Source organism: Chryseobacterium sp. AC405b, assembly GCF_979258685.1.
Genome location: NZ_OZ409877.1, coordinates 448,634 through 470,055, shown reverse-complemented (window position 1 = coordinate 470,055; position 21,422 = coordinate 448,634). Strand labels below are relative to the sequence as shown.

The 21,422-nt window shown below is 37.2% G+C and carries 17 protein-coding genes; 8 read left to right on the top strand and 9 right to left on the bottom strand.

What is annotated here, in order from left to right:
- Positions 1 to 8: 8 nt before the first annotated feature.
- The 7 genes from ACZZZA_RS02285 (at position 9) to ACZZZA_RS02255 (ending at position 10,542) form a co-directional block, all read left to right on the top strand.
- On the top strand, positions 9 to 782 hold the full coding sequence (locus tag ACZZZA_RS02285) for a metallophosphoesterase family protein (protein ID WP_056013307.1): 774 nt from the start codon (positions 9 to 11) through the stop codon (positions 780 to 782).
- 18 nt (positions 783 to 800) lie between these two features.
- Positions 801 to 1,178: a glycine cleavage system protein GcvH gene (gcvH, locus tag ACZZZA_RS02280; RefSeq protein ID WP_056013310.1), complete on the top strand. Its 378-nt coding sequence runs from the start codon at positions 801 to 803 to the stop codon at positions 1,176 to 1,178.
- Between the two features lie 3 nt (positions 1,179 to 1,181).
- On the top strand, positions 1,182 to 2,207 hold the full coding sequence (gene arsB, locus ACZZZA_RS02275; protein WP_056013313.1) for an ACR3 family arsenite efflux transporter: 1,026 nt from the start codon (positions 1,182 to 1,184) through the stop codon (positions 2,205 to 2,207).
- 174 nt (positions 2,208 to 2,381) lie between these two features.
- On the top strand, positions 2,382 to 2,708 hold the full coding sequence (locus ACZZZA_RS02270; protein WP_082474554.1) for a DUF6660 family protein: 327 nt from the start codon (positions 2,382 to 2,384) through the stop codon (positions 2,706 to 2,708).
- Positions 2,709 to 2,850: 142 nt separating this feature from the next.
- A complete protein-coding gene (locus ACZZZA_RS02265; RefSeq protein WP_082474556.1) occupies positions 2,851 to 7,215 on the top strand; it encodes a CusA/CzcA family heavy metal efflux RND transporter in 4,365 nt (1,454 codons plus the stop codon).
- A 1-nt stretch (position 7,216) separates the two neighbouring features.
- Entirely contained in the window at positions 7,217 to 8,473 is a 1,257-nt protein-coding gene (locus ACZZZA_RS02260; protein ID WP_056220648.1) for an efflux RND transporter periplasmic adaptor subunit, read from the top strand.
- Positions 8,474 to 8,490: 17 nt separating this feature from the next.
- The gene (locus ACZZZA_RS02255; protein WP_056220650.1) at positions 8,491 to 10,542 is read left to right on the top strand and encodes a heavy metal translocating P-type ATPase; all 2,052 of its coding nucleotides are present in this window, start codon (positions 8,491 to 8,493) and stop codon (positions 10,540 to 10,542) included.
- 263 nt (positions 10,543 to 10,805) lie between these two features.
- Here ACZZZA_RS02255 and ACZZZA_RS02250 read toward each other — a convergent pair whose 3' ends face one another.
- Both ACZZZA_RS02250 and ACZZZA_RS02245 read right to left on the bottom strand, forming a co-directional pair.
- Complete coding sequence (locus ACZZZA_RS02250; RefSeq protein WP_056028970.1) at positions 10,806 to 11,900, bottom strand: hypothetical protein; 1,095 nt, start codon at positions 11,898 to 11,900, stop codon at positions 10,806 to 10,808.
- 1 nt (position 11,901) lies between these two features.
- Positions 11,902 to 12,717: an RNA polymerase sigma factor gene (locus ACZZZA_RS02245; RefSeq protein ID WP_056028938.1), complete on the bottom strand. Its 816-nt coding sequence runs from the start codon at positions 12,715 to 12,717 to the stop codon at positions 11,902 to 11,904.
- Between the two features lie 387 nt (positions 12,718 to 13,104).
- Here ACZZZA_RS02245 and ACZZZA_RS02240 point away from each other — a divergent pair, with 387 nt between their 5' ends.
- Complete coding sequence (locus ACZZZA_RS02240; RefSeq protein WP_056028936.1) at positions 13,105 to 13,338, top strand: helix-turn-helix domain-containing protein; 234 nt, start codon at positions 13,105 to 13,107, stop codon at positions 13,336 to 13,338.
- Positions 13,339 to 13,700: 362 nt separating this feature from the next.
- Here ACZZZA_RS02240 and ACZZZA_RS02235 read toward each other — a convergent pair whose 3' ends face one another.
- The 7 genes from ACZZZA_RS02235 to ACZZZA_RS02205 form a co-directional block, all read right to left on the bottom strand.
- The gene (locus tag ACZZZA_RS02235; RefSeq protein ID WP_117585817.1) at positions 13,701 to 16,250 is read right to left on the bottom strand and encodes a multicopper oxidase domain-containing protein; all 2,550 of its coding nucleotides are present in this window, start codon (positions 16,248 to 16,250) and stop codon (positions 13,701 to 13,703) included.
- 3 nt (positions 16,251 to 16,253) lie between these two features.
- Positions 16,254 to 18,293 carry a copper-translocating P-type ATPase gene (locus ACZZZA_RS02230; protein ID WP_463429610.1) on the bottom strand — a complete coding sequence of 680 codons (2,040 nt, stop codon included), beginning with the start codon at positions 18,291 to 18,293 and terminating at the stop codon, positions 16,254 to 16,256.
- Between the two features lie 85 nt (positions 18,294 to 18,378).
- A complete protein-coding gene (locus ACZZZA_RS02225) occupies positions 18,379 to 18,849 on the bottom strand; it encodes a heme-binding domain-containing protein (protein WP_056028932.1) in 471 nt (156 codons plus the stop codon).
- A gap of 1 nt (position 18,850) precedes the next feature.
- Complete coding sequence (locus tag ACZZZA_RS02220) at positions 18,851 to 19,510, bottom strand: DUF3347 domain-containing protein (RefSeq protein WP_056012968.1); 660 nt, start codon at positions 19,508 to 19,510, stop codon at positions 18,851 to 18,853.
- A 39-nt stretch (positions 19,511 to 19,549) separates the two neighbouring features.
- Positions 19,550 to 20,071, bottom strand: coding sequence for a DUF305 domain-containing protein (locus ACZZZA_RS02215; protein ID WP_056012966.1), 522 nt, complete (start codon positions 20,069 to 20,071; stop codon positions 19,550 to 19,552).
- A gap of 12 nt (positions 20,072 to 20,083) precedes the next feature.
- Positions 20,084 to 20,953 carry a DUF3347 domain-containing protein gene (locus tag ACZZZA_RS02210; RefSeq protein WP_056028928.1) on the bottom strand — a complete coding sequence of 290 codons (870 nt, stop codon included), beginning with the start codon at positions 20,951 to 20,953 and terminating at the stop codon, positions 20,084 to 20,086.
- Between the two features lie 226 nt (positions 20,954 to 21,179).
- On the bottom strand, positions 21,180 to 21,362 hold the full coding sequence (locus ACZZZA_RS02205; RefSeq protein WP_056012959.1) for a hypothetical protein: 183 nt from the start codon (positions 21,360 to 21,362) through the stop codon (positions 21,180 to 21,182).
- Positions 21,363 to 21,422 lie beyond the last annotated feature (60 nt).

Sequence of the window (21,422 nt, the reverse complement as noted above, 5' to 3'; positions counted from 1 at the left end):
AACAAAAAATGAAAATTGCATTATTCAGCGACATTCACGCTAATCTTCCTGCATTGGAAGCATTCTTTACAGATGTTGAAAAAAGAAATCCCGACAGCATTTATTGTTTGGGAGATTTAGTAGGTTACAATATCTGGCCAAACGAAGTGGTCAATGAAATCCGTAAAAGAAGAATACCAACTATTGCAGGCAACTACGATTTTGGTATTGGGAGAATGAGCAATGAATGCGGTTGCGCCTACAAAACAGACGCTGAGAAGGACAACGGAAACATTTCCATTTCTTTTACTAATTCTTTGATGAAAGACGACGAACGTGCGTACCTGCGTACACTTCCAGCACATATAAAAGTAGAATTTCAATTGAATGAAGACAAACTAAACCTGCTTTTGGTACACGGGAGTCCGAGAAAAATAAATGAATATCTTTTCGAAGACCGTGAAGAAAAAAGTATGCTCCGCATTATGGAACAGGCCGATGCCGACATTATGTGTTTCGGACATACACACAAACCATATCACAGAGTTTTAAATTCGGGTATTGATGGTCAAGATCATTTTCGTCACGCAGTAAATATCGGTTCGGTTGGGAAGCCGAAAGACAATGATATCAGAGGTGGTTATGTGATGTTGACAGTTGATGAAAACAGTTCTATTTTGAACAAAGAAAGCATCAGTGTAGAATTTATCCGTTTTGACTATGACTTTGAAAAGGCAGCAAAGGCAGTGGAAGACAGCCCTCTTCCAAACGAGTATGCAGAAAATCTAAGACGTGGCTATTAATCTTCAAAAATCTAAAAAATGGAACTTTTAAAAGATTTATATTATTCTAAAGAACATACTTGGGTTCGTATTGAGAACAAAATTGCAACTGTCGGTATTACAGCATTCGCTCAAAAAGAATTGGGAGAAATCGTATACGTTGACTTGCCGAATGTTAATCATAACTTCAAACAAGACGAAGTATTTGGTTCTGTAGAAGCCATTAAAACCGTCAGCGACCTATTTATGCCTCTTTCAGGGAAAATAATTGAAACCAATGAGCAACTTTTAAAAGAGCCAACGATTGTAAATTCTAATCCATTTGATAATGGCTGGATGGTGAAAATTGAAATTGAAGACCTAAGAGAAACTGAAAATTTATTAACAGCGGAACAATACGCTCAACTCAATAATTAGACGATGCAACCAAAATTAAAATTCCTCGACCGCTTTCTTACCTTATGGATTTTTTTAGCAATGCTTTTGGGCGTTGGGTTGGGATATTTCTATCCTAATATCTCTACTGTCACAAATTCTTTGTCTGTCGGAACAACTAATATTCCTTTAGCAATAGGATTGATTTTGATGATGTATCCACCGTTGGCAAAAGTGGATTATACTCTTTTACCAATGGCTTTTAAAGACAAGAAAGTAATGTCGGTATCATTACTTCTAAATTGGATTATCAGCCCTATTTTAATGTTTGTTCTAGCTATCATTTTTCTACGAGATGAGCCGGACTATATGATTGGTCTAATTTTGATTGGTCTGGCAAGATGTATTGCAATGGTCATTGTCTGGAACGATCTGGCAAAAGGTAATCGGGAGTACGCAGCACTGCTAATCGCATTAAACAGTATTTTCCAATTGGTGTTCTATAGTTTTTATGTCTGGCTTTTCATTAATGTACTACCACAAAAACTAGGCTTAGGTAATTTCAATGTTGCTGTACCAATGAAAGACGTTGCCGAGAGTGTATTCATTTATTTAGGGATCCCATTTATTGCAGGATTTTTGAGCCGCTATTTCTTGATTAAATTGAAAGGAAAAGAGTGGTTCAATAGAAAATTCATTCCGGCTATTTCACCTATTACTTTGTATGCTTTGCTGTTTACTATAGTATTGATGTTCAGTTTGAAGGGAGACAAAATTTTAGAGCTACCAATGGACGTTGTTAAAGTTGCTATCCCATTAGTAATTTACTTTGTTCTCACATTCTTCATCAGCTTTTTCATTAGTAAGGCATTGAAGGTGCCTTACGATAAAAACGCATCGATTGCTTTTACGGCAACTGGAAACAATTTTGAACTAGCGATTGCCGTTGCTATAGCAGTTTTTGGAATCCATTCTTCACAAGCATTTGTTGGGGTCATCGGCCCTCTTGTGGAAGTACCTGTTTTAATTTTATTGGTAAGGGTTAGTTTGTGGCTGAAACAAAAATATTAGAATTCATCTTAATTGTAAACAGCTCGTAATACAGAAATAGTTATTTTTACAATTTTGATGATTTTCTAAAGTGTTTATCCATCTCATTTATCCCTTGACATAATGTAGTCCTACGATAATTTTTCGTTACAACCAAAGACACAATAATAAAATTATATTTAATACTTTTGTAAAGTGAAAGTTTTAAGACTCATATTGACATTCTATTTCATCGCATTATTGGTAATGCCTTGCAGTGATATCAATGCAAAGTCTTTATCAAATCATTCTTCCAAAACTTCGATGCAGGCGGAGGATACTCATTCTGACGAAAGTGATGATACCTGTTCTCCTTTCTGTTTTTGTAGCTGTTGCCAAATCACGGTTATTGCATTTAAGGTTGAACCTTTATTAGAAATTCCAACAAAGATTTCCTTCTATTTTTCAAAAAAGATTCTTTTTCACAAGAATAATATTGCCTATCAGGTTTATGACCACATTTGGCAACCTCCCAAAATTTAATTTTTTACCGATTTTTTGAAAGACACTGTAATTGATGCATTGTCTTCAATATTATGTTTGCTGTACTATTATTATTGATATTCGGACAGGTTCTGCCTATTATTCAACAGCAATTTCTATAAAAAGTTAAATTAAAAATTCTGTGTTAGATAAAATCATAAAATTTAGCATCAACAACAAGATTGTTATTGGCGTAATGACCTTGTTGTTGATTATATGGGGCTCGTGGAGTGCAACGAGATTGCCCATTGATGCAGTTCCTGATATTACCAATAATCAGGTTCAGATCATTACAGTTTGCCCGACATTGGCGGGACAGGAAGTAGAGCAGTTGGTAACGTTCCCAATTGAACAGAGCATTGCCAATATTCCCAATATCGAAGAAACCCGAAGTATATCAAGATTCGGTCTATCGGTTATTACCGTTGTATTTAAGGAAAATGTTGATGTCTATTTTGCACGTCAACTCATAACTGAAAAACTGAAGGAAGCTTCCGAAGAAATCCCGAAAGGCGTTGGAACGCCTGAGCTTTCGCCAGTCAGCACTGGTTTAGGGGAAGTGTACCAGTATATTCTCCATCCGAAAAAAGGTAGCGAGAAAAAGTATTCCTCCAAAGAACTGCGAACAATGCAGGATTGGATCGTAAGAAGACAGCTGAACGGAACTCCCGGTGTTGCAGAAGTCAATAGTTTTGGAGGAGAACTGAAACAGTATGAAGTAGCTGTCGATCCCAACCGTCTTAGGGCAATGGGAATCAGCATCACAGACCTTTTCACCGCTTTAGAAAAGAACAATCAGAATACAGGAGGGGCTTATATTGATAAAAAACCAAATGCCTATTTCATTCGTGGAATCGGCGTCGTAACTTCGCTTGAGGATATTAGAAATATTGCCATTGATAATAAAACTGGCAGTGTTCCCATCTTTGTCAAAGATGTTGCGGAAGTCCGTCTCGGCAGTGCAGTTCGCTATGGAGCAATGACCTATAATGGTCAGGTAGATGCTGTTGGTGGTATTGTTATGATGCTGAAAGGAGCAAACAGTAATGAAGTTGTCAATTTAATTAAGGATAAAATTCCGACGATCCAGAAGTCACTCCCAAATGATGTGATTATAGAGCCGTTCCTGGACCGTACAGATCTTGTTGGAAGAGCAATTAATACGGTTGAGAAAAATCTTATTGAAGGTGCACTCATCGTAATTTTTGTACTGGTCGTATTCTTAGGAAATTTCAGAGCAGGATTGATTGTTGCCTCTGCAATCCCACTATCACTCCTTTTTGCATTAGGGATGATGAATGTTTTCGGAGTCAGTGCCAACTTGATGAGTTTAGGCGCGATAGATTTTGGATTGATCGTTGATGGTGCCGTGATCATCGTGGAGGCTACACTCCATCATTTGGGACTTAGAAAATCTACTCAAAGACTGACACAGTCAGAGATGGATGAAGAAGTTTTCCTTTCCGCTTCTAAAATCAGAAACAGTGCTGCATTTGGGGAAATTATTATCTTGATCGTTTATATTCCTATTCTAACTTTGGTGGGTGTTGAAGGTAAGATGTTCACGCCAATGGCAAAAACAGTTGGCTTTGCAATTTTAGGAGCTTTGATACTATCGTTGACCTATATTCCTATGATGAGCGCCTTGTTCTTATCTAAAAAGATTTCGACAAAAGCAAGTTTCTCTGATAAGTTGATGGATAAACTGCAAGGTATCTACCAGCCAATATTGCAAAAAGCGGTAAAAATTAAAGGAGTGATTGTTTCAGTGACTATTGCTTTATTCGCATTGAGCCTAATTATTTTTAGCAGGATGGGAGGAGAATTCATCCCGCAATTACAGGAAGGAGATTTTGCTTTTCACTGCATATTGCCGCAGGGAAGTTCACTGTCGCAAAGTATTGAAACGTCTATGCAGGCATCCCGAATCATCAAAGGTTTTGATGAAGTGAAAATGGTAGTGGGAAAAACAGGGGCTGCCGAAGTTCCCACTGACCCAATGCCTCCGGAAGCGACTGATCTGATCATTGTTTTAAAGCCACAGGATGAGTGGAAGAGTAAAAAGTCTTATGATGAGCTGGCAGATGAAATTTCAGAAAAATTAGAATTGATTCCCGGTGTATTTTTCGAGAAGAACCAGCCTATACAAATGCGCTTTAATGAACTAATGACTGGAATCCGTCAGGATGTGGCGGTGAAAATCTTTGGTGAAAATTTGGATTCCCTTACAATTTACGCAGATCAGGTCGGTAAAGTCATTCAATCTGTTGATGGGGTTACTGCTCCACAAATTGAACGCATCAGCGGGCTACCACAGATCAATGTAGAGTATGACCGCACAAGAATGGCAAACTATGGGTTGAGTATTGAGGATGTTAACAATACTTTAAGTACAGCTTTTGCAGGTAAATCTGCTGGTCAGGTTTTTGAGAACGAAAGACGTTTTGACCTGGTTGTCAGACTCGACAGTCTTCACCGAACCAATATCGATGACGTCAATAATTTGATGATCTCAACTGGTACCGGAAACCAGATCCCACTTTCCCAGGTAGCGAATATCAGCTATAAACTAGGCCCATCTCAGATCAGCCGTGATGAAGGGAAACGTAGAATTGTGATTGGATTTAATGTGAAAGACCGTGATGTTGAAAGTGTAGTAAAAGATATTCAAACTAAGTTGGATAAGCAAGTAAAATTACCTTCAGGGTATTACTTTACTTATGGCGGTCAGTTTGAAAATCTCCAAGCCGCAAGCAAAAGACTGATGATTGCGGTTCCGGTTTCTTTACTCCTGATATTTTTTTTGTTATACTTCACATTCCGCTCATTTAAGCAGGCTGCATTAATTTTTACTGCGATACCGATGAGTGCAATTGGCGGAATTTTCGCATTATTGATAAGAGATATGCCATTTAGTATCAGCGCTGGGATTGGTTTTATCGCTTTGTTTGGCGTTGCCGTTCTTAATGGGATTGTTCTTATCGGAACCTTCAATCAATTGGAAAAAGATGGCGAAACCGATATTCTCAAACGTGTTTTTGAAGGAACCAAAACAAGACTTCGACCAGTCTTAATGACCGCAGCCGTAGCTTCATTTGGTTTTCTTCCGATGGCCATTTCAACAGGAGCCGGAGCGGAAGTTCAGAAACCGTTGGCAACAGTGGTTATAGGTGGCTTGATCACTGCGACTTTCTTGACGTTATTTGTTTTGCCAATGTTGTACATTATTTTCAATACAAAATTCAGAAAGAATCATTTTAAAATGAAATCTTTGACAACGATTGTCGTTGTAGGATTTTTACTTGTAGGGCAAACTTTAAATGCTCAAAATATAAAAACATTATCGGTGGAGCAGGCGACAGAAATGGCTTTGAGTAATAATTATTCAGTAAAAACGAAGGATCTGGATATTAAAGTTTCTGAAGCCTTAAAACCTACAGCCAATGAACTTCCAAAAATGAATTTTAGTGCGCAGCTTGGACAATACAACAGTCCGAAGTTTGACCAGTCGTTTTCCATTTCTCAAAGTATTCCTTTCCCGACTTTGTTTAAGGCAAGAAAGGAACTTATTGCTCAGGAAATCAAAGGGAAACAGATCAGCAGAGAACTAACTGTTAATGAGCTTGCAAAACAGGTCAGAACGTATTTTTATCAGATTGAATATTTACACTACAATCAGAAGAAACTAATGAAACTCGATAGTCTGTATCAGGATTTTATCAGGATTGCAACCGTCAGATTTAATGCAGGTGACATCAAGAAGATAGAAATCAGTACAGCGGAAACGCAGAAAGGTGAGATCAATCTATTATTAAATCAGAATAAAATCTATCTTGATAATGCTTACAAAAATTTGAAAACGCTTTTAAATACAGATGATCAAATCGAGATTCCGCTTAGTGAAAATTATCAGCCACTGAAATTTGAATATATATTGGACAGCACTACAATTGCCAATCATCCAACCGTCAAAGCATTCTATCAGGAAATGGAAATTGCCGAGAAAAATAAAAATGTAGAAAAATCCCAGGGCTTACCTGAATTCAGTTTGGGTTATACGAATCAATCGATCATTGGTTTTCATACCGTGAATGGGCAGGAAAAATATTACAATGCAGGGAACCGTTTTAACGTTGCCAACATTGGGATATCAATACCGTTGACGTTTGGAGCAACCAAAGCAAGAATTCAGTCCTTGGATTATCAAAAGCAAATGGCAAAATCCAATGCGAAACTTCAGCAAAAACAATTGTCCGCCCAACTTGAAAACGTATTGAACCAATACAAACAGGATATTCTGCAATATGAATATTATGTCGGTCAGGCTTTGCCAAATGCCGAAAAAATTGTGAAAGCTGGTCAGCTCGGTTATAAAACAGGAGAAATCTCCTACGTTGAATACCTTTTTGCATTGCAGACCGCAACCAATATTCAGCTCAAATATCTGGAATCAATTCAGCAGGTCAATCAGTCTGTGATCAACATTAACTCTTTAATCAATAAATAATATGAAACAACATATCATCTACATCGCCTTTGTCTTGGTTTTTTTCGTAGGCTGTGGAAAAAAGGATGCTTCAACTGAAGTGGAGGGCGAAGTGAAAACCGAACAAGCCGAAGAGCACGGCGAAGAAGCCCCACAGACTATCGCTAGCTTGACTGGAGAGCAAATGAAAGCGGTGGGCATCACTCTGGGCAAAATCGAGATGAAAGAACTGACTTCTACCATCAAAGCCAATGGAGCACTTAGAGTTCCGAACAATAATAAAGCGACCGTCACATCAATGTATGGTGGGATTATTAAAACTTTGAATGTGCAGATCGGGGATTTTGTAAGAAAAGGACAGGTAATTGCCTCCATTTCAAATCCGGAATACATTCAGTTGCAAGAGCAATACCTGACTGTGAAAAGTAGGATTGCATTTGCAGAACAGGAATACAGGAGACAGAAGGAATTATTTGATAATGATGCCGGCGCAAAGAAGAACCTTCAAAGTTCAGATGCTGAACTGAAAACCCTGAGAACACAAAGATCTTCTGTGCAGAGACAGCTTCAGATTATGGGCATCAATCCCGCCAATGTCAATAATGGAAATTTGCGATCCGGTTTAGTGATCACATCACCAATCAGTGGAACGGTCAGTACTATTTCTGCACAAATTGGAAGTTACGTTGACATCTCATCACCTGTTGCAGAAATCATAGATAACGGTTCCCTGCATCTCGATTTGCAGGTTTTTGAAAAGGATCTGCCAAAAATGAAAGTTGGGCAAATCGTCCATTTTAAATTAACAAATAATCCTGAAACCGAGTACGATGCAAAAATCTACAGCATTGGTTCATCCTTTGAAAACGACAGCAAAACAATTTCGGTTCACTGTTCTGTAACCGGAAACAAATCCGGACTGATCGACGGAATGAATATCACAGGAATTGTCAGCCTGGATAAAAGTACAACACCCGCAGTTCCAAACGAAGCCATTGTAGAAGCCGACAGCAAATATTTCATTTTTGTCAGAACAGACAAAAAAGCTGAAGAACATCACGAAGAGGCGGAAGGTGAACATTTAGATGAGAAGAAGATACCTGAGAAAGAAGAAAAAATGACAAATTTTGAAAAAATAGAAGTTGTAAAAGGTTCTTCCGATATGGGATATACTGCAATTACAACCGTTAATGAAATTTCTGCAAATGTGGAAGTTGTTATTAAAGGTGCATTTTTTGTCAATGCTAAACTGAGTAATTCCGGGGAACACGAACATTAATTTTAAAATCTACAACAATGGAACACAAACATATTTACGACAAGGAAGGAAATCAGCTTTGCTGCACACCTCAGGAAGGCAAGATCTACAATGATGCTGGAGCCAAAAAATTACTTGAGGATGACAAATGCTGTTCTACCAAGAATAACAAAGCTGAAGCGCACAGCGAGGACCACGGACACGACCACGACCATAGCACTGGTGAGAAAAATACATTTCAAATGTTTTTACCAGCAATTGTTTCTCTGGTTATTCTGTTGATAGGCATCGTACTGGATAACTTTTTTCCGCAGGAGTGGTTTCAAGGCTGGGTACGGATCGTATGGTATGCGGTGGCTTATTTGCCTGTGGGTCTACCCGTTCTAAAAGAAGCGTATGAAAGCATTGCCAAAGGTGACGTTTTTTCGGAATTTTTTCTAATGGGCATTGCTACTGTAGGCGCATTTGCAATCGGTGAATATCCGGAAGGGGTTGCTGTTATGTTATTCTACAGTGTAGGAGAGGTTTTCCAGACACTTGCTGTTTCGAGAGCAAAGAATAATATCAAAGCATTGTTGGATCAGCGTCCAGATGAGGTGACCATTCTTGAAGGTAACCAACCAAAGACCATCCCTGCCAAACAGGCGAAAATTGGAGATATTGTACAGCTAAAATCAGGAGAGAAGCTGGCTCTGGACGGAGAGTTGGTAAGTGAATCCGCATCGTTCAATACTGCTGCATTAACTGGTGAGAGTAAGCCTGATAACAAAAACAAAGGTGAGAGCGTGCTTGCCGGAATGATCAATCTACAGACTATTGCTCAGGTAAAAGTGACAACTGCTTACGAAGACAGTAAGTTGAGCAAAATTCTGGAATTGGTACAAAATGCGACGGCTCAGAAGGCACCTACTGAACTTTTTATCCGAAAATTCGCAAGGATTTATACACCCATTGTCGTCGGACTCGCAGTACTGATATGCCTACTACCATATCTGTTCGTGGAAAATTATGTTTTCCGTGACTGGCTTTACAGAGCATTAGTGTTCTTAGTTATCTCTTGTCCTTGCGCTTTGGTTATTAGCATTCCTCTAGGTTATTTCGGCGGAATTGGCGCAGCTTCAAAGAACGGTATACTGTTTAAAGGAAGTAATTTTTTAGACATTATCGCCAATATTAAAAATGTGGTAATGGACAAGACCGGAACAATGACCGAGGGCGTCTTTAAAGTTCAGGAAGTTACTTTAAAATCTGAATTTAATAAAGATGAAATTCTGAAGATGTTAAATGCTTTAGAAAGCAAGAGTACCCATCCGGTCGCTACGGCAATCCATCAATATGTCGGCGAAATCGACCATTCTATACAATTAGAAAATACAGAAGAAATTGCTGGGCGCGGATTGAAAGCCAGTATCAACGGAAAAGATCTACTTGTGGGAAATTTTAAATTGATGGATAAGTTCAATATCAAATATGATCTTGACCCTACTCAGATCGTTTATACAATAATTGCAATTGCATATGACGGAAAATTTGCAGGCTACATTACTATTGCAGACAGTATAAAAGCGGATGCACAGCTGAGCATTGATAAACTTAAAGCCTTAGGTGTAAAAACCACGATGTTAAGTGGAGACAAGAGCACTGTTGTACAATTTGTTGCAGATCAACTGGGAATTACTAACGCCTTTGGCGATCTGCTACCGGAAGATAAGGTCAACAAAGTAAAAGAGATCAAATCACAAAATGAAACAGTTGCCTTTGTAGGAGACGGCGTCAATGATGCTCCTGTTGTTGCCTTGAGTGATGTAGGTATTGCAATGGGTGGATTGGGAAGTGATGCAACCATTGAGACCGCAGATGTAGTTATCCAGGATGATAAGCCAAGCAAAATACCGATGGCGATCAATATCGGAAAGCAAACCCGCAAGATCGTTTGGCAAAATATTTTTTTAGCATTTGCTGTAAAAGCGATTGTACTGGTATTGGGAGCTGGTGGATTAGCAACAATGTGGGAAGCAGTTTTTGCGGACGTAGGAGTTGCTCTATTAGCTATATTAAATGCTGTCAGAATTCAAAGAATGACTTTTTAATAATGCTATTTATAAGTATTTAAAAAACAGAGATGCTGTAAAAGTACATTTGTAATTCATATTTAAGGCTCAACTAGATGGTTGAGCCTTAAATATAAAAGTTATTACCCTGAAGTAATCGTTTAATTTATTAATGAGCGTTTGAAGTATTTTAAAACATAAGTAAAAAAAGAGCCCACGCCGTTGTATATACTCACTGAGTATTTAGTGAGTGTTCAACACCTCACCCTGCGGGTGTACAAGCACCCTCGTTATTTTTTTAGCTATCCAATGATCAATTCAATTCCTGCTTTTTCTGCTTTGTATTTTATTTTGGTCTGCAATTCATAATAACTCCAGTTGCGAAGCACAAATTCCTGTTCTCTTGCAATGCCTATTTTATCTTCCTGATTTTTAAGAATCAATGTGCCTGCCTGTTGCTGGATACAGAAATCGATAAGTTTACGGCTATAAAGGTGAAGCCGATGACTTACATATCTGCTTTCCAGATTCTCTGTCTTATACAATGCTTTCTGTTTGCGTTTAACTCCATTTCCTGAACGGGTATAGGCGATACCGTCTTGAATCCTTTTCTGACTTGCCTGAATAGCAAGCCTGCGATACAGGAACTCCTCTTTCGAGCCAATATTGATTCGCACATTGTTGGTCTTTACCACTATCGGGTGTTCCAAAGACAGGGAAGCCTCTGCAATGATTTCGGGTTTTAATTTATGTTCTTCTTTTTCAAATTCAAATACTGCAAGCCAATAGATCTTTCCGGCTTTCAGCTGGATCTGCGATGTGCAAAGCTTTATCTCTTCTCTTAAGAGGCGTTCCATTATCACTCGCTTATCAGAGTAGTCGTTTCCCAAATACGTTTTAACAGGAATAGCAAACATATTGAAGCTATATGCTTTCTTTTCGGGATCATACTTCATTTTGCTGATGCATTTGACCGGAAGCGGAATTGGAATATCTTTCTTAAAGTTTCGCAATGATTTTGTTCCCTGCCAATAGTCGGCTTTAGTTTTAGAGAAGGTTGATTGAATCGTATTGTTCAGGCTTCCCAGAATATCTGTAGGAATTTCTCCTTTGAAGCGATCAAAAACCATACGTGCAGTTGTGTGTGTTTTCGAACGGGTGAATATTCCCATTTTATCTTTGTTTTCATCAGCAAGTTTGTATTGGATATCTTCTGTGAGGTAAAAGAAATCTTTGATCATTTCCTGAACATACAGATGGGAAACAATAAAATTAGCAGCTCTGAAACAGCGGTTCTGATACCGGTAGAGTTTTTCCCACATCTCTTTTTGTTCATTTGCAGGAAGATCAATCAGTAGCTGAATTCTTCGGGTCAATGTCATCGTGGATTTTTCCATTTTAAAGAGGTATTTCAGAAGTGTTTTGATTTTGTAAATGTTGATATGCATACAGAAATTCCCGATGTACTTCCTTTTCAGGTAATTTGAGTTCTTGGGCAATAACTGCAAATGAAGATTTCTGCTCAAACCTTCTTTTCAAAATATCGAGTTGTTGACTACTGAGTTTTTCTGACTGCTTTTTATTATCGAGAGCTTTTCCCTTTGGCTGCTCAGAAGAACTTCTATTAAGAATTTTCCGAAGGTCATTTATAGCTCTGCTCACCTCATTGCTGATATCTTTCACACTGCTTCCCATTGCTTCTGCGATTGGTTTGTGCTGAAAGCCATATTCCAAGCAAAGTTCAATCAGGTGTTTTCTTTTGGGATCCAGAACGGGTAAAACCTTTTTAACTTCATCGAAATTTTTCTGATCGGATTCCTGACTGAGAAGATACTCTTTATCTTTTAGCGGGTCATAACCTGCAAGATAATCCTGATAATTCTCAAAACTGTCAAGAGAAGCCATTAAGCGGTTGAATTTATTTCTTGGAGCAGTAACATACGATATACAATCCCTTTTCATTACAAACCGTAAAAATCCTGTAATATGATCAGGCGTTTCAATGGTGTCGCGGTGCAGCCACAATTTGAGGAAGGTATCCTGAACAATAGTGTCCACTACAAAATCATCTTTAAGCACCTGCCATCCAACCCAAAAAAGAAGTCTTTTGTAACGCAGATGAAGATGTTCCAAAGCGGTCGGATTGCTTTTTTTTAGCAGTTCATACAACTGAAGATTGGTCAACTTTCGGGGCAAAGAGTTTGTTCTTTTCATAAACAGCGAATTTTAATTAAATTATTGCTGAAGGAATTGTTTAGATCTTTATATGAATTATCTGCAACATTCAAACATTATCTCACTACATATTGCCAAAAAGAATGCGTGGAACTCAACTTACCGACTGGTGGTACTGGCATACCGAGCAACGATAAGTGAGCCCTTGCCGAGGTCGTGGGCACATTTACTTAATAACTCGTTGCTTTTTGAAAAGTGCCAGTTTTCCAGTCGAGAATCTAAAGCAATAGCTTCTATATTTCTTTGACTATCACAAAATTACCTTTATAACTAATTTGTTCAAATATAAGAAATTTCCAATTTGTTACAAGAACTTGTAACAAAATTTGCAAATAAAATTACGCCCTTTGTATAAAATGTTAGCAAATGGATGTTTTAAAAGATGAAATACTAAAAAAATTTGGTGAACACGTTAAAGATTTAAGAATTAAATCAGGACTTACCCAAGACGAGGTTGTGCTAAATAGTAGTAAAATTACTAAAGGTACAGTAAGTGATATTGAAAATGGGAAAAGAAATTTTGCTTTTACTACTTTAATCGACTTAGCTAAAGGTTTAAATGTGTCTCCTAAAGATTTGCTGAACTTTAAAATTGACTAAAAAATTCTGAATAGTTGTAATTTCTCTAAAGGAAATTTTTAATTTTGACGAAAAGAGGATAGAAAAATTACTCTCGAACAATTTTTTAAACTATAAATGAATAAAATACCGATTATCATCGGTATTTTTTATTAGTGAAATTCTGGACTAAGTTCTTTCTTTATTTAGATTATCATGGTTTCATCACCGCATCACGCATTTGAAAAAGAAGAGTTAATCTAAAGTAAAGAAAGGAGGGATTGTTAATGATTGCTGTAAATTATAGCAACAAAATCCATCTCAAAAAGATGGATTTTGTTTTAACGTAAAATAAAGGTGTGCTAATATCTTTACATTACAGCATAACTCGCCGTAATTAGTAATTAATAATTAATCGAAATACCAAATCCCCATCCCATATCACTGTCATAATGTGTACGAATGCCCACATTTTTATTAATAATATATTTTAGTTCTGTCATATATTCCATATCGGTGTTGACCATAAAACCTGCTCTCAATCTTTTTGTAATGGGGATGTCTTCACGCATTAAGGAAAGACGTACAATACCATCGTGATAGACTTCCGCCTGAAAGTTTACTAGCATTGGCAAAGTGTACATCAAACCTAAACTTATGGCTCTACGTGTATCTTTTTCATTTTTCTGTCCAAATAAATTGGTTTCGTGTTCATCCATACCCATTTTACGATACCTCCAGTCAAAACCGATGAATGGCATAAACCATTGCATTTTACCAATATATCGTCCTAAATGAGTTTCTACTTCATAACCATGCATATCATTATAACCTAAACGCCATTCTGTACCTAAGCTCCATCTTGCATTCTGAAACATTGCATCACCATCATTTCCATTGGTAGCAAAATCGTTCTGAGCCATAAAGTGTGGCATATTGCTTTCTCTTTGCAACATATTATATGCTTGCCTTTTATCAGGCAAATTTGGATTTTGATAATCGTCAACTGCAAATACCCTATTCATTCCTGACATCATGTGATAAAGGATATGACAGTGGAAAAACCAATCTCCTTCTTCGTTTGCTAAAAACTCAATAGTGTCAGTTTCCATCGGCATTATATCTAAAACATTTTTAAGGGGAGATTTTTCACCTTTGCCATTAATAACTCTAAAATCGAAGCCGTGTAGGTGCATTGGATGTCTCATCATTGAGTTATTGTACATTGTGATGCGTAAAATTTCTCCTTTCTTAACAGGGATTTTATCAACTTCTGATAGGATTTTGTTATCCATACTCCACACATAGCGGTTCATATTTCCTGTAAGCGTAAATTTTAATTCTTTTACAGGTGCATCTTTAGGAAGTGAAGTACTATTCGGTGATTGTAACATTGCATAGTTAAGGGTTTTGATTTCTCCCAAAGCATTTGCATTATAACGGTTGGGATCATTTTCCATATTCATATTCATATTCATATTGTGTTGGCTATGGTCTTCTTTCTGCTTACTATCTCCTGTGATTTCAGGATACATTACTACGTTCATATCCATTTGGTTCAAGCTCATTTTCATTCCCATATCATCCAGATCTCCGTTCATCTTCATCATATCATTCATCATCTTCATCCCCTCAAAATATTTCAATCTAGGGAGCGGGGAAATTAACTGCTTTATGCCGTTGCCTACAAAATAACTTGCGGATTGTGTCCGGTCTTCGGTTGTAGCTAAAAATTCATAAGCAACACCATCTTCAGGAATTGTGACAACAATATCGTAAGTTTCGGAAACTGCAATGATTAATCTATCGACCTCTACTGGTTCTACATCATTACCATCATTGGCTACTACAGTAATTTTACCACCCGCATAACGCAACCAAAAGTAAGAAGATGCCCCACCATTTGATATTCGCAACCGCACTTTATCGCCTGCTTTCAGTGTTTTTCCATCAACTGTTTTTAAGTCGGTAGCATTATTTCCGTTGATTAATATTTTATCGTAATACACATCGCTAACATCCATTGCCAGCATACGTTTCCATTCGTTGGTTACTTTTGTTTTGAAATGACCTTCTTTGATAGCTTCTGCGTAAGATTGTGTAGCATTTTTTTTGATAGCCGCCCAATCATTGGCGTTGTGCAACATCCTGTTAATGTTATCAGGATTAAGGTTTGTCCACTCACTTAAAATGATGGGTTCGGTTGGCAAATCATCAATTCCTTCTCTAAAATTTTTATCATCCTCACGCTTTTTCATTACAAAACTGCCATACATACCGATCTGCTCCTGCAAACCCGAATGTGAGTGGTACCAATGCGTGCCATGTTGGATAATCGGAAAACGATAGGTATAAGTGTCGCCCGCCTTAATTGGCTTTTGTGTAAGCCAAGGCACACCATCCTCTTTATTGGGCAAGAACACACCATGCCAATGCAGTGATGTACTTTCTTTTAATTGGTTATGTACGACAATTTCGGCTGTATCGCCTTCAGTAAATGTCAACGTGGGCATAGGTATTTGACCATTTACGGCAATGGCTCTCTTTTCTTTACCTGCATAGTTTACTAGTGTATCTGTTACATATAATTCGTATCGAACTGTTTTTGGAGGTTTTGTGTTTACAATTCTTTTTACGGTTTGAGGCTTTTCTTTTGGCATAGACATATTGTTCATTTTGTCCACCTTTTTCGGCTGCTCTTTTGGAGGTATCTGCATTTCATCATTTTTTTTGTTTGATGACTGCTTTACCGTTTTAGCCTTTTCTTTTATCAATTTCATACCACACTTTGGGCAGTTGCCTGGTTTTGTGGCGTGGATTTCGGGATGCATCGAGCAAGTATAAGTTGCCTGTTGAACCTGTTCTTTTTTACTCATATCCATACCTTTCATATCCTGTGCTTGTGCAAAGGTGTACGTTGCAACGATGAATATTATTAATGTTATCTTTTTCATTTTTTATTTTTTTACTTTTAAAAAACTTGCATTGATTGCAACTACAACTGTGCTAACCGTCATTAAAACCGCACCTGCGGCTGGGCTTAACAATATGCCTTGCTTGTACAAAACACCTGCTGCCAAAGGCAATGAGATTACATTGTAACCCGTAGCCCAAATTAAATTCTGTATCATTTTACGATAGGTGGCTTTGCCAAATAAAATAAGATTTACAACATCCTTAGGGTTACTGTTTACTAAAACAATACCTGCGGTTTCGGCTGCAATATCACTACCGCTTCCAACTGCAATACCAACATCTGCAATTGCCAATGCTGGTGCATCGTTTACGCCATCACCTGTCATAGCTACGAATTCGCCATTGCTTTGCAGGTCTTTTATCTTTTCTAATTTTTGATGTGGTAATACTTCGGCAATAAAACTATCCATGCCCAACGTATCGCTTACACTTTTTGCTACCTTGTTATTATCACCGGTAAGTAAAATAGATTTGATATTATTTTCTTTCAAGGTCTTTATTGCTTCGGCAGCTTCAGGTCGAATTTCATCTGACAAAGCAATATAACCTGCCAACTCATTATTTACGATTACAAACACAACCGTTTCTGTGTCTTTGGCATTAAAGCCTTCGGGAATTGCTAAATTATTTTCTTTTAAATATCCCGGACTGACTATCAATATTTTTTCGCCTTCAACCATTGCTTCAACTCCTTTGCCTGTTATGGCATTAAAGTTTTCCGTTTCAGGAATGGTGATCGATAGGGCTTTTGCTTTTTGCAAAATGCCTGTTGCAATAGGATGTTCTGATTTTTGTTCTAATGCAGACGCAAGACGAATGATTTCATTTTCATTGAACTCTTTTTGCAGCGATACAATTTTTGACACTTCAAATCTTCCAACAGTTAATGTTCCTGTCTTGTCAAAAACGATAGTGGTTATTTTTCTTGAATTTTCAAACACTGTACGATTTTTAATAAGTAAACCATTCTTAGCTGATAATGCTGTTGATTTTGCAACAACCAATGGTACTGCCAAACCCAAAGCATGAGGGCAGCAAATAACAATTACGGTTACCATTCTTTCCATTGCAAAGGCCAATGATTGGCCTGTGAGATACCAATATAAAAATGTGGCCACGCCTGTAACCAATGCAATGATGGTTAACCACCTTGCCGCTTTGTCTGCCAGTAGCTGCGTTTGTGATTTAGATTTTTGTGCATCATCAACCAACTTTATAACCTGCGATAAATAAGAGTCTTTTGCAGCATGAGAAACGGTAACCTTTATTGAGCCATTACCGTTGATCGCACCTGCAATTACTTTATCGCCTTTTACTTTTTGTACAGGTTTGCTCTCGCCTGTAAGCATACTTTCATTCAGATAACTTTCGCCTTCTAATATTATTCCATCTGCTGCTACTTTTTCACCCGGCTTTACTAAAATAATATCATTCTTTTTTAATGTGTCGGTCTTCACATCATACACCATGTTTGGCATTACCATGTGTGCATCGGCTGGCATTAACTGCACCAATAATTCTAATTCTTTTGAAGCTCCTGCAACGGATTTCATTTCTATCCAATGCCCCAAAAGCATTATGAGTATTAGGGTTGCCAATTCCCAAAAGAAATCCATACCCTGTAACCCAAACACAATTGCAACGCTGTAGATGTAAGCAACTGTTATGGCGAAGCCGATTAAAAACATCATGCCGGGGTTCTTTGCTTTTACTTCGTCAACCAATCCTTTTAAAAATGGAAAGCCGCCATAAAAAAACACAACGGTTGACAATGCAAAGAGTATGTATTGCGAACCTGCAAACTGCCAATCAACTTTCATAAAATGTTGTATCATGGTTGATAGCAACATGATTGGAATGGTTAGGATGAGCACAACATAAAACCTTTTTTTAAAATCGGCAATCATCATGGCATGGTGGTTATGTCCTGCCATGCCCATTGATGGGTTTGCTCCATGCTGCATATTGCTCATGTCATGCCCTGTATGGATTTCTTTATTTTCTGTATGTTGATGTTCCATATAAATAATTTTATTTGCAACAATCCTTTTTGCGAATATAGATTGTTTTAAGAATGGTGATTAATATTTTTTTTGTCCACTGCTTTTAATTTTCTATTGAAAGGCTGTCTGCTTTTTTGTTCATCCAATCCATTATCAAACTTTTTTGCTCTTTTGAGAGCTTTGCGTAGCTGTGCATTATTTTATATGAAGCTAAAGGCATTTCATCGTCTTTAATTTGGTTTGCTATTCCTTTCAATTTACTTATTTGCCTTCGACTACTAATACTGCCAAACTCACTAAAGTTTAATTTTTCTTTGCCATTATCAATATGCCTTTTCATCATCCACGCCATAGGCTGTATGTTGGAATACCACGTATTTTTGGTATTATTGCTATGACAATCGTAACAGGCATTTTGTAAAATGTTTTGCACATTTTCCGGAACGGTATAAACTTTTGCAAAATCGGTTTTGTCAACCTGCCCCTTATTTACATTGAGGGCAGGCTGATATAATTGTATAGCAATAAAAAAAAACAGTACTATTGCCAAAATTATCTTTATTACTTTTTTCATTTTATAAATCCTTTTTCACAGAACCGCAGGTAAGCATTTGGCTACCGTAATAAGGATTTTTAATTGCCTTAGCTTCGCTAATCCAAATAGCACCTTTGCCGTCATTGTACATTGGGCAGAAGTCCTGATACAGCTTTTGTGTAGTTCCAAACAAGGTAATAAGGTCGGAAACATCTTTACTTAAGGATGCGAAATGTTCTCTTTGGTGGTCTACCTTTCCTGCGTTGTCGCCAATATGTTCTGCATTTTCCTTGGCATCTTCAGCTATTTCCATATATTCTTTATGTTTATTTGCTGGGATAGCGTTCATATCCACATTTTTTAAGGTAGTAAACAATTGCTTTCCTGCATTAGCAGCTGTTTTGTCATTATCTGCAACAAGTGCATTTTTTAAAGCCAAATAATCCTTAATTATAGGTGCGATAGTAAACTTTTGAGTTTGCTTCACATCGGATTTTTCTGCCTCTTGAGAAGACGTATCCGTTGAAGTAACAGTTGCTACCGTATCATTGTGTATAGGTGATTGTAACTCCGGAGTTGCAGCAATTGTTGTGCTATCATTAGCTTGCTGGTCGCTATTTTTATTTGAAGATTGATTGCAGGAAATTGTTACCGTTGCAATTGTTACTAATGTAATGATTGAGAAAATTATATTTTTCATTTTATTTACTTTTGATATTATTGAAGAACTTTATCTTATTTATTTGTTTTCAAATTCATTTAGCTTATGCTTCATAAATTCGATTTCTTGTGCCTGTGTTTCCAGTATGTTTTTTTGTAACTGTATCAATTCGGGGTCGGTAAGTTTAGCTTTTTCAGACATCAATACTGCTGCTGCGTGATGCGGTATCATACCTTTTACAAACTCCTTATCGCCCACAAATAATTGCTCCCGAATACCAAACCAAGAAAAGATGCCAATCGCAAAGGAAACCGTTATGATTGCCCAGTTGATTTTTTTGTTTTCATACATTCCTTTCATTATCAATAGTTCTATGATCAACATTGCAGAAATCATCAGCAATGTCATATATAAATTATTGATGTTCAGGATAAGGTTCTGTAAGCCGTCAATCATAGCATACATAATGAAGTACATAGCTATGAACATAGCAACAGCCATTACAGTAAAGCGTTTGTACATTGCTAAAGAATGATTAGTATTATGCTTTTCATTCTTATGATTGTGTTGTATTTCGTGTTGGTTTTCCATACTTTCCATAACAATTGCGTTTTATTTGTTATTAATAGTTTCCTGTACGCTTCCGCAAGTAAGCATTTTGGAGCCGTAATACGGATTTTTAATTGCTTCTTCTTTGCTTAGCCAATTTGCTCCTTTACCATTATTGTACATTGGGCAATGCTGATAATAAACAGGTGTTTCTTGTTTTGAAACTTTGGCTAATTCGTACATATTATTAGCCAGTAAAGCGAAAATTTCTCTTTGTTTGGTAACATCTTTTGCTACTGCAATTTTTTCTGAATTAGCAGTTAAATCTTTCATTACTTTCATCCAAACGGTATGTTCTTCGTTGGAAAGTTTTGTCATTTCTACTGCTTTAATTGCTTTTATCAGTTCAGAAGCTTTTGCGGATGAAGTACCTGCGTCGGTTTTCACCAAAGCATCTTTCACAGAAAAATAATTATCGAAAACTGCTTTCAGTTGTGGTGCATTTTGGGTAGTTGTCATTTCTTTTGAGTTGTGGTTACCGTGTTCTGCTTTCATATCCATATTTGCAACTTCAACTTTTGCAACTGGTTTTAATTCTCTGTTGTATTGGCAGCATCCGGATAGTTTAGCATATACATCATCTGGAGCTAAAAATTTCTCGCTGTCGTACCCTGCTAAAGCAATACGTTTCAGTATTTCATCCTGGCTTGTTTTTTTATCATCGTATTTAAGTGTAGCCATTTTGGTGTCTTTATTCCATTCTACTGTGGCTACATTTTTTACGTTTCCTGCTTTTTCAATTGTGGTTTTACACATATCACAGTTACCATATATTTTTACGGTTTCTGTTTTTGCATTTTTGATTTGTGCAAAACTGTTTACTGCTGATAGTAATACGGTGATTACCATCAATATTTTTGATATTGACTTCATTTTGAAAATTTTAAAATTAATAAGATATATAAAAGGATTGCGAAAACCGGATTTAGTTCTCGACAAGACGTAACTGTGGCTAACAAGCCATAGTTTTATCCTATTTTAGGCGGTTGCCAAAAAGAATGGTAACCCGAAGAATAATAGGTTTGTTTGAAACCGAATTTTTGCGTTTTAATTTCTGCAAAGTGGTTTTCTGTTTTTATATCTACCAGTATAGGTAAACTTAATGGAGATGAAGAAGTGCTACATTTGCAAGAACTGTGTTTACACTTACCGTTGCAGTCGTGACCATCGTTGCACTTAGTACAGGACTTATCCTTACATCTGCTTTTATGTTCTGATTTTGAATATTGATCTTTAGAGCAACTTTTCTGTTCTGTATTAGCTGTTTTTTTTGCACAAGCATAGCTTAAGCTTGGAATTAGAAAAAAGCCCAAACATAGTAAGATAATAAAGCTGATATGTT